We start from the raw sequence: 12,808 nt of genomic DNA on the forward strand, positions 1-12,808 counted from the left end.
TCCTAGTCGGATGACCTTGCCAGTGGCAGGCCGGAAGAAAAAGGCCCCGCCGATCTTGCTGACGGGGCCTTCGCTGGGGCAAGGCGGAACGCTTACTGGAACTTGTACGACACGCCGACTTCGTAGCGGCGGCCGTAGCGCTCCCAGGTCAGCACCTGCCGCGGATCGTCGTTCTGGTAGGTCACGAAGGTCTTGTTGGAGAGGTTCGAGCCCTGCGCGATCAGCGTCAGGCCTTCCAGCGGGCCGTGGCCGAAGGTGTAGCTGACCTGCGCGTCGTAGACGCTGCCACCCTTGATCGTCTGCTGGATACGGGTCGCGCTGATGCCCGAGACCTCGCCGAGGAAGCTGGATCGGTAGCTGTCGCCGATGCGCGCCTCGAAGCCGTTGTGCTGGTAATACAGCGTGGCGTTGGCGGTCCACTTGGACAGGCCGGGCACGGTGATCGGCGCGGCGTCCCCGTACACCAGCGAGCTCTTGGTGTAACCGCCGGTCAGGATGCCACCAAAGTCCGCCAATGCCGGCGTGAGCTGGCTGAAGGGGAGGTTGAGCGTGGTCTGCAGGCCCTTGACATAGCCGCGGCCATCGTTGGTCGGGCCGGAGACGATACCCATCGTGGTGCCGAGCTGCTGCTGCTGCGCAGGCGACAGGTAGGAGTCGACGAACGGGGCGAAGTCGTACAGGAAGGCCTTGTTTGGATTGATGTAGTCCTTCAGGCCGAGGAAGTACGCCGCAACGGAGAAGTAGCCGGCGCCGCCGGAACGGCACAGATCCGAGGTCTTGGCTTCCGCGCCGCTGCACTGGTAACCGGAACCGTCGTTCTCGAAGTAGTGCTCGTAGCTGACGTTGTAGTTGTCGGCCATGGTCGGCAGCAGCGTGGGGTTGCCGCCGGAGGCGCTGAAGTAGGACATGTTTGGATCGGTGTTCGGCAGGCGGGTGATGTTGCCGGACACGCCCAGGCTGGCGCTCATCTGGTCCATGCGCGGACGGGCCATCACGCGGGCGGCGCCCACGCGCAGGTCGTCCTGCTCGCCGAAGCCGAAGATCAGGTTCATGCTCGGCAGGTACTTGGTGAACGAGGTGCCCCCGGACACCGGCACCAGCACGGCGTTCGAGCCGTTGGTGCCGCCGGCGCTCGCCTCGACGCGCTGGCCGGTGGACGACTGCGCCGTATGGGCCGCCTGCACGCCGAAGTTGCCGCGAAGACCGATGTCGCCGAGGGTGGTATCCAGGTTGAACTGGAGGTAGGAGGTCAGGTCACGCTCGTTGACCTTCCAGTTCGGCGGCACCGAGATGGACGACAGCGCGGTCGGGAACTGCACGTAGGTGCCATTGGCGAGGAACGCCAGCGGGTTGTAGCAGACCTGGGAGGCGACACCCATCCAGGCCAGCGGGCTGCAGCTGGAAGTGCCGAGCGGCGCGGTCTGCGCGCCGTTGGGCAGGATCAGGAACGCCTGGTCGATGTTGTAGGTCTTGTTGCGCGTGCCGCGCACCACACCGAACTCCACCGAGGAGAAGGGACCGGTGAGGAACTCGCGCTCGACGGCCAGGCGCAGGTTGGCCAGGTGGTCGTCGGTGCGCGGCGCGTTGATGAAGCCCGCCTGCACCACCGGCGGGGTGGCGCCGCCGCCCCAGCCCTGCGGGTCGGTCAGCACCATCTGGCTGCCGCTATAGTCCAGCGTCGGGTTGAGCCAGAGCATCCCGTCGGGCAGCTCGGTGAAGCCGAGGCTGTCGGTCGCGCCGCTGCCGGCGTAGCCGCTGCCCGAGTAGCTTTCCAGCAGCAGATCGTGGCGCAGGGCGCGCGAGTAGCTGGCGGTGAGGCTCGCCGACCAGTTCTCGTTGAAGCGCAGGTTGTTTTCCCAGTTGATGTTGTAGACCTTGGCATTGGTCTTGTTGTAGTCGTTGCGGACAACCGCCTTGACGTTGTCGTAGGTGCCGCTCTGGATGAAGCCGTCCTGCACGTTTCCACCCGGCTGCAGCTGCGCCGCGCTCCAGAACAGCGGGAACTCGATGCCCTTGGCGGCCTGCGATTCCTTGAACTTGTCGTAGGTCAGGTCCAGCGTGCTGTTGAAGTGATCGTTCGGCTGCCACTGCAGGGTCGTCAGCAGGCCGGCGCGGTTCATCTGGTCGGAGATGCCGTAGTTCTTCGCGCCGCCCACCACGAGGTTGCCGTTGGCCTCGGTCGGATACCCCCACGGCGCCTGGTGCTGGATCTGCGAGGGGTTGGACTGGAAGTCCACGCCGACGGTCACGCCGAAGGTGTGGTTGGCGAACTGGTTGACCCATACGCCGTTGACGTCGTAGCCGCGGTCGCCCACGCCCGGGCCGTCAGCGAGCTGCTTGGTGCTGTCCCAGATGTAGCGCGCGTTGAGCGCGCTTTCGGGCTTGTCCTTCTCCAGCGGACGGATGGTGTGCATGTCCACCGTGCCGGACAGGCCCTGGCCGACCAGGTCGGCCGACGGGCTCAGGTGCACCACGACGTTGTCGAACCAGCTGGAGGGGTACTGATCGAACTGCACGTCGCGGTTGTTGGAGGTGGAAACCTGCTGGCTGCCGTTGATCAGCGCCGTGGAGAAGTCGGGACCCAGGCCGTGGATGCTGACTACCTGCGGGCGGCCGCTGACGGTCTGCACGGCCAGGCCCGGCAGGCGGCCCAGGGTGTCTGCAATGCTGACGCCGGGGAGCTTGCCGATCTGCTCGGCCGAGACCGCTTCGACGATCGCGTTCGAGTTGCGCTTGAGCGCGGTGGAGTTCTGCAGGCTGCTTACGAAACCGTTGACCTCGACCGTGCCCAGCTTGCGGGCTTTCTTGTCTTCGCTCTGGTCGCGCTTGGCGGCGGCGCCGGCCTGCTGCTGGTCCTGGGTCTGGGGCGTGGCCGACGGGTCGGCGTCCTGCGGCGCGGCCAGGGCGGCGCCAGTAAAGCAAAGACCGGCGGCGATAAGGGCCAGGGCCAGTGGACTGCGTTTGATCAACATGTGCGTCTCCCCGCGAGAATGTTGCGATCTGGTTTCATATGTCCGGCCGTTGCCTGCGCCGGTGTGCCCCGGTCATGTGATGCGGCAAGTCGTCGGCAACGTAGGGCGATGTTAAGGCTGCGTTTCCATGACGCGGCGAAGCCTGCATACGTATTCATGACCGGGGCTCATGCGCGACCATCGCGCTGCAACATCACGCCGTCTGCTTGCTGCAGAGGCGCGGAGGTGCCTGCTCGTGCCGCCAATGCCTGTCTTCGAGCCTTCGTCATCGACGCGTCGGTGGTGGGTGCCTTCGCGCGTTTGTTGCACTCGCAGCACGGATGAATACGTATGCAAGCGGGGCGAGCCGTTCTGGGCCTGCGGATAAGCTGACGCCGCTTTCCCTCCCATCGAAAGGCGCAAGCGTGCGCTGAAGGCTGTTGTTGATGACCAATGCACCCTGGTGGCGCGGTGCCGTCACCTACCAGATCTATCCGCGCAGCTTTCTGGACACCAACGGCGACGGCGTGGGCGATCTGCCGGGAATCATCGAAAAACTCGATTACGTGGCCAGTCTCGGGGTCGACGCGATCTGGATCTCGCCGTTCTTCAAGTCGCCGATGGCCGACTACGGCTACGACATCGCCGACTACTGCGACGTCGATCCGCTGTTCGGCCGACTGGAGGACTTCGACCGGCTGCTGGACAAGGCGCACGGCCTGGGCATCCGCGTGATGATCGACCAGGTGCTCAGCCACACCTCGGTCGACCACGCCTGGTTCCAGGAAAGCCGTTCCAGCCGTGACAACCCCAAGGCCGACTGGTACGTCTGGGCCGACGCGAACGAAGACGGCACGCCGCCGAACAACTGGCTGTCGATATTCGGCGGCGTTGCCTGGCAGTGGGAGCCGCGGCGCGGGCAGTACTACCTGCACAACTTCCTGGCCTCCCAGCCGGATCTCAATTTCCACAACCCGGCGGTGCGCGCGGCGATCCTTGACTGCGTGCGCTTCTGGCTGGAGCGCGGGGTCGATGGCCTGCGCCTGGACGCGATCAACTTCTGCTTCCACGACGCGCAACTGCGCGATAACCCGCCCAAGCCGAAGGAGCAGCGGGTCGGTCGCGGATTCAGCCCGGACAACCCGTACGCCTTCCAGTACCACTGGCACAACAACACGCAGCCGGAGAACCTGGCGTTCCTGGCCGAACTGCGCGCGCTGCTCGATCGCTACCCCGGTACCGTGGCGCTGGGCGAGATCTCCTCGGAGGACTCGCTGGCGACGATGGCCGAGTACACCCAGGCCGGCCGCCTGCACATGGGCTACAGCTTCGAGCTGCTCACGGACGACTTCAGCGCCGGCCACGTTCGCGGCACCGTGCAGAAGCTGGAAGCGCAGATGGGCCACGGCTGGCCGTGCTGGGCCATCTCCAACCACGACGTCGAGCGCGTGCTCAGCCGCTGGGGCAGGGCGCAGCCGACCGCGACGCTGGCCAACCTGTTCACCGCGCTGGTCTGCTCGTTGCGCGGTTCGGTCTGCATCTACCAGGGCGAGGAGCTGGGGCTGACCGAGGCACAGGTGCCGTTCGAGTCGCTCAAGGATCCCTACGGCATCGCCTTCTGGCCGCAGTTCAAGGGGCGCGACGGCTGCCGCACGCCGATGCCGTGGAACGACGACCTGCATGCGGGCTTCAGCCAGGCCGAGCCATGGCTGCCGGTGGCGGCCGAACATCGCGAACTTGCGGTGGCGCGACAGGAGGCCGATCCGGCCTCCGCCCTGCACGGGTTCCGCCGTGTCCTGCGCTGGCGCAGCGGGCAACCCGCCCTGCGCTGGGGCGACATCCGTTTCATCGACACGCCCGAGCCCGTGCTTGCCTTTACCCGCAGCCATGGCGAGGAGACCGTGCTGGTGGCTTTCAACCTGGGCAGCAGCAGCTTCGGGGCCGAGCTGGCGCTCGATGGGCATTGGCAGGCCATCGACGGCCATGGGCTTCGGCAGGGTGCCTTTGCCGGCGGGCGCCTCGAGCTTCCCGCCCACGGCGTGGTGTTCGCGCGGCTGGCCTGACTTCATCCCGCGCGAATCCCAGGGCGCTGCGGTCGGCCGCGCATCCGGACGACGGGTCTGTCACGCGCCGTGGAACGCCCGCCGTGTAGCGTGGCGATCCTGCCTTCCAACAGGAGCCAGCGCATGCCCAATCCCATGCCACCTGCCGATCGCAAGCACGGCACCGGCGACCGCAACGACGCTCATGTCGCGCACGTCGATCACAAACTGCAGGAAGAGCGCGACGCCAGGGAAACCCCCGGCGCCACGGAGGCGGACCGCGAAGCCAAGCGCGAAGAAGGCTTCGACCACCCGTAGCGGTGCCGCAAGCAGAAAAGCCCCGGAGGCGTGCGCCACCGGGGCTTTCGTCTGGAACGGATTGGTGGAGTGGAGGAGGATCGAACTCCCGACCTTCGCATTGCGAACGCGACGCTCTCCCAGCTGAGCTACCACCCCACGCGAGCCGCGCATGTTAGCAGCGTCGCGCGGCGTTCGCCAAGAGTCCCGTGCAGTCTTCGTCTTCGAGGTTCCCTCAGTCGGGCAACAGGCTCGACAGCGGCCCGTGCAGCACCCCGCGGCGCCAGCCTTCCAGGAACTCGGGCCATTCGCGGGTGACCAGGTATTCCTCCAGCACCTTGCGCGGGCACAGCAGCCCGGCCGGAAGTTCCAGCTCGCCGGCGAGGCGGTCGACGGTGTCCTTCATCGCCCCCAGCGCCTTCTTGCCGACGCCCGGCACGGGCAATGGGATCGCGGCGGTCGCCGCCAGCTCCTGCGCATCCGGGGCGGGCCTGAGTAGTTCGAACAGCTCCGCGCGCTGTGCCGAGCGCAGCGCGCGCTGGCCGCGGCTGCGCTGATCCAGTTCGGCAAGGCTCGATGGCGGGTTCTGGGCAAAGCCGAGCGCCAGCGCATCTTCCAACAGCCACGGGCGCGGGCGGTCCAGCGTGCGTGCGCTGCGGTCGCGCCACAGCAGGACGCGACGCAGCAGCGCCTGCTGCTCGCGCGGCCAATCCGCGGCGGCCCGGAAGCTGCGCTGCGGTTGCGGGTCGCCCTCGTGCGCGTTGGCGCGGCGCTTGAGCCGCTCGCAATCCTCGGCATGCCAGGCCGCGCGGCCGCGCTCGGCGAGACGCGCCGCAAGCTGCGCGTGCACAGGCTCCAGGTAAACCACGTCGAGCGTGGCGTACAGCCGCTGCGACTCGGTGAGCGGGCGTTGCAGCCAGTCCGAGCGGGTCTCGCCCTTGTCCAGCTCCACGCCGACCAGCTCGGCGACCAGCGCGCGATAGCTGAGTCCCAGGCCCATGCCAACGAAGGCCGCGGCTACCTGTGTGTCGAACAATGTGCCGGGACCTTCGGGCAGCAGCGGCGCGAGGGCCTCGAGGTCCTCGCCAGCGCTGTGCATGACGGCGACCGCCGGTCCCGCGGCCAGGCGCGGGCGCAGCGCATCTCGGATTTCGAAGGCCTGAGGGTCGACCAGTGCATATCGGCCGTTCCAGCCCAGCTGGAGCAAGGCCAGCTGCGGATGGAAGGTATTGCGGCGCATGAACTCGGTGTCGACGCCCAGCGCCGCGTCGGGCGGCAGTTCGGCCAGCCACGCGTCCAGTGTTTCGCGGCGGTCGATCCATGTGGCGGGGGCAGCCACCGTGGGCACGGGCATGCGGCAGGTTCCTCGGTATCGGTTCGGCGGGCCGTCGCGAAGCGCCGGGCGCATTGCCCTGTCATCGACCCTGCCATAAGGTGAGCAGCGCACGATAACAGCCTTGGGACCTCCATGCCGAGCAACGAAACCGTCCGCCTCCAGCGCACCCTCGGTGGCGCACTGGGCGTGCTCGTGCTCGGTGTCGCGTTGGTCTACCACTTCTTTCCAGGGGTGTTCCATGTAGACCCCGCCACGATGACGGCCCGCCGACCGGCCTCGACGGGATTCCCCGCGCCGGCCGGACAGCCTGCGCCGCGCACTCCGACGGACTCCGAGGTCGATGCCGGACCGCCGCTTACGCTGGCCCCGGCCGCGGTGATCGCCTCCCGGATGAACAAGGGCAACCAGCACCTGCCCGAGCAGCTCAGTGCCGATACGCCGGAAGTCCAGGCGCTGCTGTCGCGCGCCGGCAAGGCCATGCAGGAGGGGCGGCTGGTCGGCGACCAGGACAGCGCCGCCGCACTCTACGCGCAGGCCTTGAAGGACAAGCCCGACAGCCGGGCCGCTGCCCAGGGTCTCAACCAGGTGCGCGCACAGCTGGTGGCGCAGATTGGCCAAGACATCGCGGTCGGCGATGCCGATTCCGCCAGGGACTTGCTGGAGGGATTGCGTGGGCTTCCGAACACGGCGACCGAGGTCGCGCAGCTGGAGCAGAATCTCGAGACCCTGGCCAGGGTCCGCCCGATGCTGGCCCAGGCCGCCTCGCTGCTGCAGCAGGGCAAGGTGGACGCACCGCAGGGCGGCAGCGCTCTGGACCTGTACCGCCAGGTTCAGGCGCTCGATCCGCAGAACGCGATGGCCGAGCAGGGCATCTTCCAGGTGCAGCGGGCGGTGCTCGACCGTGCCCTGGCCGCGGTCGCGCAGAACGACTTCGCCGCTTCCGACCGGGCCCTGGCGGAAGCGGAAACCATCCGCCCCGGCTCCCAGCAATTGGCAGACGTGCGCAACCGCGTCGAGGGCATCCGCCGTCAGCGGGCAAGCGGCCTGCTGGCGCAGGCACGCTCGGCGCTGGATGCCGGCAACCTGGACCTGGCGCAGCGGCTTGCCGGACAGGCCCAGGCCCTCCAGCCGGACCTGAAGGGCATCGAGGCGTTCCAGCAGCAGCTCACCAATGCCCGCCTGTATGCCAGTTACAAGCCGGGCCAGGTGTTCAGCGATCGTTTCGTGGACCTGCCGGGCCATACCCCGGCGATGGTGGTCATCCCCACCGGCAGTTTCCGCATGGGTGCACCCGACGGCGAGGAGGGCCACACCGATGCGGAAACGCCGGTTCATCAGGTCACGCTGGACAAGGGCTTTGCCATGGCGCGCGCCGAAGTGACGGTGGGCCAGTTCCGCGAGTTCGTGCGGGCCAGCGGTTACCAGCCCGACTCGGTCAGGCTGGGTGGCGCCAGCGTGTACGACGAGCGCAGCGGTGTGCTGCGCGACGATTCGCGCGCCACCTGGCAGGACGACTACGCAGGTCGCCCGGCGCCGGACGACTTTCCGGTGGTCAACGTGTCCTGGCGCGATGCCCGGGCCTATGCCGCCTGGCTCGGCGAGCGCACAGGCAAGCGCTATCGCCTGCCGAGCGAGGCCGAGTTCGAGTACGCCTTGCGCGGCGGCACCCAGACCCGCTTCTGGTGGGGCGAGCAGGCGCCCACCCGCAAGGTCGAGAACCTCACCGGCAGCGGCGACCGTTCCCCCAGCGGACGGCGCTGGAGCAACGCCTTCCCCAGCTACCGCGACGGCTATTGGGGGCCGGCGCCGGTAGCCAGCTTCGCCGCCAACCCGTTCGGGCTGTATGACATCGACGGCAACGTGTCCGAGTGGACCGTGGACTGCTGGCACGACAACTTCGTCCGTGCACCGGTCGATGGCAGCGCCTGGCTCAACCCCGGCTGCAGTTTGCACGTAGTGCGCGGCGGTTCCTGGGGAAGTTCACCCGAGCAGGTGCGCTCGGCCTACCGACAAGGGGCCGATGCCCGGCTGCGCAGCGCACGCGTGGGTTTCCGCGTCGTTCGCGAACTCTAGACACGGCTCTGAAGAGGATGCCGCATGGGTGGGTCCTGGTACGCCGTGGGCATGCATTGGCCTACCCAAGCCGAGCGACTTCTGTAAGACTGCATGACCGGCCAGCAGCATGCGCTCTGCTTGCCGGATTCCCGGCGGCGGAGCCCCCCGGGGGGAGGGCGCAATGAATCCGGAAACCGTACGCTTGTTCGTGCCGTTCAGCGGCGAGGCTCCCTGGATCGTCCGGGGCGGAGCCTCCCGGGTGGGAACGTATCCCACCCGCGCTGAAGCGATCTCGGCGGCCGTGCGGGTGCGCGCCAAGCTGGCGCGTGCCTGGGGTATCCAGCACCCGCCCGTGCGCGTGCAGGAGAGCGACGGCAGCTGGCGCGAACTGGCCGAACCGGACTCCCTGACCCTGCTGCAATAGGTAGCCCTGATGGAAAAGACTTCCGGCCCCTGGCGAATCCTGCTGGTCGAAGATGAAATGCTGGTGGCCATGTTGCTGGAAGACATGCTTTCGGAGGCCGGCCACACGATTGTCGGCCCGATGGCGAGGATCGACCAGGCAGTGGAGGCCGCTCGCACGAAGGCGATCGACCTGGCCATCCTCGACGTGAACCTCGGCGGCGAAGAGGTCTACCCCGTCGCCGAAGCCCTGGCGGCCCGCGAGATCCCGTTCGCCTTCGCCACCGGCTATGGCGCCCAGGGGCTGCGCGAGCCCTGGCAGGCCCGTCCGACGTTGCAGAAGCCGTTCCACCGCGCGGACTTGTTCCGGATGGTGGCCGAACTGGCGTCGTTGTAGTCGCGTTTGATGCGGTCACTGGGTCGGGGAAAGAGACGACCGTTCAGCTCTGCCGGCAGATGCCGATATACACAATTGGAGCTACGCTAGCTCCCCGGGACCGCGCAGCCGTTGGTCCCGAGGGAAAGGGGTGGTTCCGAGTAGAGACCGTGTTCCGGTTTCATGGCTAATTCACACGGCTTGGTGGATTTGCGTGAACGCGCGTCACGGGCAGGCGTGATCCAGGATGACAGGGGAAGGGAGATGCTACGGGGGTTAGGGACAAGTGCCTTGATGCGTCACGTCGCCGTGGCTGTCACTTATGCGGCCGGGTACGGCCTCATGCACCATCTTTCGTTTTCTCATTGGGCCCTCTTTGCCGGATTCAGGTTAAGCGCGCTGCTTTTTGTTCCGTACCGGTTCTGGCCCGCTCTCCTTGTTGGCGAAAGCGCCGCGTTGGTTGGCAACGCCGTGGATTGCGCGAGCGAATACGGGTGGCTGTGGGGCGCGACATACATGGTGCCTCCAATGCTGTTCACGATGCCGGTAGTGCGTTGGTGCCGGGAACGTCGCAGGCTTTTCCCGACGACCACCACGACAAACATGAATGTCCTGCTTTTGACGACCTTTGCAGTGGCACTCATCGGAACGAGCGTGAACATGGCGACCTACTCGCTCATGCGCGGCGTGGAGGTCGATGCATTCGACGTCAAGGCCCAGGTTGTCGCCGGTTGGTACTTCGTGGGCAACTACATGGGCGTGCTCACCATCGTGCCGCTGGTGTTGCTTGCGCGAGAGGCTCTGCTTGCGACCGGCTGGCGCCGGCTGTGGGTGCGTCTGTCGGAGAGCCGCCTGGTCATGGAAAGCATATGCTTGCTGGTTCCTGCCCTGGCGCTCCTTGTCTGGCTGGCATCGAGGGCGGCAGGGGAGGCAGCGCAGGAGGCGCGGGTCGCGATGTTCCTGCCTGTTGCATGGCTGGCGTTGCGACATGGTTGGCGCGGAGCGGCCGTGGGAGGGACCGTGGCCAGCATCGCGGTCGTACTTTCGATGCCGGCCGTCGAGGACAGTGACACGCTTCATGCGCAGGTTTTCATTGCCTTTACCACGACCACGATGCTGATGCTTGGTGGACGTATCGCAGCGCTGCACGAAAAAGAGGAGCGCGGGCTGGTCGATGCGCGGATGGCTTTCGCTGTCGCCCAGCGCAATGCCTCGCTCGGCGAATTGCAGCTGCGGCAGACCTCATACGCGCTTGAGCAGATGAGCGGCATGATCCAGGCCTCTTACAACCAGTTGCTTGGTCGCCTGCGTTGCCTTTTGCCTGGGACTGACGAGCGCAGCTATTACCGCCAGGCGGCGATTACGCAGCATCAGATGTATCGCCTCGCGGATTCACTGTATCCGCTCACTTGGCGCGAACGCGGTCTACCGGCAGCGCTGCGTGAAGGAGCGATGCCGCGGGCGCTGGATGAGTCGGGTATTTCTTACTGGTGCGAAGTTCGGGGCACCGCGCTCGATGAAATGCCCAACAGCCTGCACATCGCCTTGTATCGCCTGGCATGTGAGGCGGTTAGCCTGGCCTGCTCGAAGCGGGACGTCAGCCGCATCGTTCTGCATCTTCGAAGCGGCTCGCTGGGCGGTCGTCGCTGGGCCTTACTTCGCGTGGATAGTCACGTCGAGTACGAACGGCTTGGCAGGATTCGTTGGGATGAACTCCTGCCTGCCCTGGGGGGCAGTGGCCTGGGCCTGGGTGCCATCAAAGACAGGGCGGCGATCTTTGGAGGAAAAGCTCGGACACGCGCGCTGGGGCAGGGCAACCGCATCAGCGTGCTTGTCTCGGAGCCGGACATGTTTTGAAATTGTTTCTTCTCTTCGTCCGGCCAGAAAAAAACCGCCTCGAAAGGCGGTTTTTTTTATATCAATTCAGGTGCCCATTGCATTCGGCCGGATTATCGCAAGGTGCTATGAGCGTGCTCGTTGTCATGGGCGAAACGGAGAACCGGGTAGTGCCGTCGCTCATCGGCACTACATCGAGTTGCATGCTGTCGTCCTTGTACACCGTCTCGGTATAGGACGTCAGCGGCACTACCGTGCTCGCTTCCGGCAGCGACTGTTGCGGCGTCGCAATGCGCTGTGCATCGCGCCCCATGGGGAGGACCAGGAACTGTCCGCCCGCAGCACCGAACGCGACGCGCACATTGCCGTTAGCGTCGTTGACTTGTACGTAGCGAATGCCGTTGTTGGCAAATACGTAGACGTGCCAGTTCGGATTCGCGCTTACGTCTTGTGCATTCGGCCAGGCCTGTCCCAAGCCATTGCTCAGGGGTGCTGCCGACAACGTGGTGACCGCGAGTCCCATGGCGACCATGCCGGCGCAGAGAACCCGGCGAGACGAAAGTTTGCTCATAACCATATTCCCCTTGTTGATTTGCCCATTGATCGAGCAATGCCACTCTATCAGCAGCAAAAGTGATGTTTTTGAGAACAGGGAGTGCTAATGCAAATCCGGAGGAGCTTGCGGCTCCTTACCAGGGCGGCGTGGGTGATTGCCGCGCAGGAGTCGGCTGTGCATAGAGCTGTCCCGGCAGTACTTGCTTGAAAAAATAAAGCCCGCTCATGGCGGGCTCCGTCGGCGACGCGCTTCTTGTGGTACCGGTGATAGGACTCGAACCTACACTCTGTCGCCAGAAGCGGATTTTGAGTCCGCCGCGTCTACCATTCCGCCACACCGGCACAAGAAACCGAATTATGCCCGGCTCAGTGCACCGGGTCGAGCCCCAGTTGGCGCTCGCAGCGTTCGTAGCCGTGATCTTCCGGCAAGGGCTGGAAGATCGCGCAGCGGGTCATGTTGCCGGAGTAGATGTGCAGGCTGACCGCGATGGCGTCTTCGCTCGGGTTGCGGATCGTGTGGTACTCGTGGGGCGGGATCAGGCTGCCGGCCGAGCCCGGGCCGGCCTGGATCGAGCCGACCGGCTGGAAGCGGCAGTGGCCGTTCTCGTCGGCGAGGCGTTCGTACTGCACCACCTCCAGCGCGCCGCTCCAGACGCCCTCGACGCACCACATGCCGCAATGGTCGTGGATCGGAGTGCCCTGGCCGGGACCCCAGGTCATCGCCACCACGCAATAGCCGTGCTTCTCGCTGCGGTAGAGCTCGCGTCGGGCGTAGCGGCCCTCGGCGGTCTCGAATACGCAATCGGGCAGTTTGACCGCGCCGCTGCGCATCAGCTTGCACAACCCGTTGCGCAAGGTATCGGTGACGGCGAAGGTGGTTTCCATGCCGACGGCGTGATCGATCGCTTCGATCAGTTCGCGGCAGCCGGGAAATTCCGTGGTGAGCATGGGGATTCTC

General features: G+C 66.2%; 10 protein-coding genes and 2 tRNA genes. 6 read left to right on the forward strand and 6 right to left on the reverse strand.

Annotated elements, in window-relative coordinates; translation table 11 throughout:
* Positions 1-92: 92 nt before the first annotated feature.
* A complete protein-coding gene (locus LQ771_RS06500; RefSeq protein WP_231351536.1) occupies positions 93-2,972 on the reverse strand; it encodes a TonB-dependent receptor in 2,880 nt (959 codons plus the stop codon).
* A 425-nt stretch (positions 2,973-3,397) separates the two neighbouring features.
* On the opposite strand from LQ771_RS06500, the gene LQ771_RS06505 reads away from it, so the two are divergent.
* Together LQ771_RS06505 and LQ771_RS06510 are read left to right on the forward strand one after the other, a co-directional pair.
* Positions 3,398-5,014 (forward strand): alpha-glucosidase, encoded by a 1,617-nt coding sequence (locus tag LQ771_RS06505; RefSeq protein ID WP_231351537.1) that lies wholly within the window; start codon positions 3,398-3,400, stop codon positions 5,012-5,014.
* A 123-nt stretch (positions 5,015-5,137) separates the two neighbouring features.
* Positions 5,138-5,311 (forward strand): hypothetical protein, encoded by a 174-nt coding sequence (locus tag LQ771_RS06510; RefSeq protein WP_231351538.1) that lies wholly within the window; start codon positions 5,138-5,140, stop codon positions 5,309-5,311.
* Positions 5,312-5,373: 62 nt separating this feature from the next.
* On the opposite strand, the gene LQ771_RS06515 is transcribed toward LQ771_RS06510, so the two are convergent.
* Together LQ771_RS06515 and LQ771_RS06520 are read right to left on the reverse strand one after the other, a co-directional pair.
* Positions 5,374-5,449 (reverse strand) — tRNA-Ala (locus LQ771_RS06515).
* Between the two features lie 76 nt (positions 5,450-5,525).
* Positions 5,526-6,644: a ribonuclease D gene (locus LQ771_RS06520; protein WP_231351539.1), complete on the reverse strand. Its 1,119-nt coding sequence runs from the start codon at positions 6,642-6,644 to the stop codon at positions 5,526-5,528.
* Between the two features lie 114 nt (positions 6,645-6,758).
* Here LQ771_RS06520 and LQ771_RS06525 point away from each other — a divergent pair, with 114 nt between their 5' ends.
* The 4 genes from LQ771_RS06525 (at position 6,759) to LQ771_RS06540 (ending at position 11,316) form a co-directional block, all read left to right on the forward strand.
* A complete protein-coding gene (locus LQ771_RS06525) occupies positions 6,759-8,699 on the forward strand; it encodes a formylglycine-generating enzyme family protein (protein WP_231351540.1) in 1,941 nt (646 codons plus the stop codon).
* A 163-nt stretch (positions 8,700-8,862) separates the two neighbouring features.
* A complete protein-coding gene (locus LQ771_RS06530) occupies positions 8,863-9,105 on the forward strand; it encodes a DUF2188 domain-containing protein (RefSeq protein ID WP_231351541.1) in 243 nt (80 codons plus the stop codon).
* Positions 9,106-9,114: 9 nt separating this feature from the next.
* Positions 9,115-9,480, forward strand: a complete 366-nt coding sequence (locus LQ771_RS06535; RefSeq protein WP_231351542.1) for a response regulator — start codon at positions 9,115-9,117, stop codon at positions 9,478-9,480.
* A 273-nt stretch (positions 9,481-9,753) separates the two neighbouring features.
* Positions 9,754-11,316, forward strand: a complete 1,563-nt coding sequence (locus LQ771_RS06540) for an MASE1 domain-containing protein (RefSeq protein ID WP_231351543.1) — start codon at positions 9,754-9,756, stop codon at positions 11,314-11,316.
* Positions 11,317-11,377: 61 nt separating this feature from the next.
* Here the strand turns inward: LQ771_RS06540 and LQ771_RS06545 are convergent, their stop codons facing one another.
* From LQ771_RS06545 to LQ771_RS06555, 3 genes are all read right to left on the reverse strand, one after another.
* Entirely contained in the window at positions 11,378-11,866 is a 489-nt protein-coding gene (locus LQ771_RS06545) for a hypothetical protein (RefSeq protein ID WP_231351544.1), read from the reverse strand.
* 240 nt (positions 11,867-12,106) lie between these two features.
* Positions 12,107-12,192: transfer RNA gene (locus LQ771_RS06550), tRNA-Leu, on the reverse strand.
* A 24-nt stretch (positions 12,193-12,216) separates the two neighbouring features.
* Positions 12,217-12,798: a cysteine dioxygenase family protein gene (locus LQ771_RS06555; protein WP_231351545.1), complete on the reverse strand. Its 582-nt coding sequence runs from the start codon at positions 12,796-12,798 to the stop codon at positions 12,217-12,219.
* Positions 12,799-12,808: the final 10 nt, after the last annotated feature.

This window comes from Frateuria soli, assembly GCF_021117385.1.
GTDB classification, from domain to species: domain Bacteria; phylum Pseudomonadota; class Gammaproteobacteria; order Xanthomonadales; family Rhodanobacteraceae; genus Frateuria_A; species Frateuria_A soli.

Excerpts from the sequence above, each read along its gene's own strand:
- LQ771_RS06500 (WP_231351536.1), bottom strand. The coding sequence starts at position 2,972 with ATGTTGATCAAACGCAGTCCACTGGCCCTGGCCCTTATCGCCGCCGGT.
- LQ771_RS06520 (WP_231351539.1), bottom strand. The coding sequence starts at position 6,644 with ATGCCCGTGCCCACGGTGGCTGCCCCCGCCACATGGATCGACCGCCGC.
- LQ771_RS06530 (WP_231351541.1), top strand. The coding sequence starts at position 8,863 with ATGAATCCGGAAACCGTACGCTTGTTCGTGCCGTTCAGCGGCGAGGCT.
- LQ771_RS06555 (WP_231351545.1), bottom strand. The coding sequence starts at position 12,798 with ATGCTCACCACGGAATTTCCCGGCTGCCGCGAACTGATCGAAGCGATC.
- LQ771_RS06505 (WP_231351537.1), top strand. The coding sequence starts at position 3,398 with ATGACCAATGCACCCTGGTGGCGCGGTGCCGTCACCTACCAGATCTAT.
- LQ771_RS06545 (WP_231351544.1), bottom strand. The coding sequence starts at position 11,866 with ATGAGCAAACTTTCGTCTCGCCGGGTTCTCTGCGCCGGCATGGTCGCC.
- LQ771_RS06540 (WP_231351543.1), top strand. The coding sequence starts at position 9,754 with ATGCGTCACGTCGCCGTGGCTGTCACTTATGCGGCCGGGTACGGCCTC.
- LQ771_RS06535 (WP_231351542.1), top strand. The coding sequence starts at position 9,115 with ATGGAAAAGACTTCCGGCCCCTGGCGAATCCTGCTGGTCGAAGATGAA.
- LQ771_RS06525 (WP_231351540.1), top strand. The coding sequence starts at position 6,759 with ATGCCGAGCAACGAAACCGTCCGCCTCCAGCGCACCCTCGGTGGCGCA.
- LQ771_RS06510 (WP_231351538.1), top strand. The coding sequence starts at position 5,138 with ATGCCCAATCCCATGCCACCTGCCGATCGCAAGCACGGCACCGGCGAC.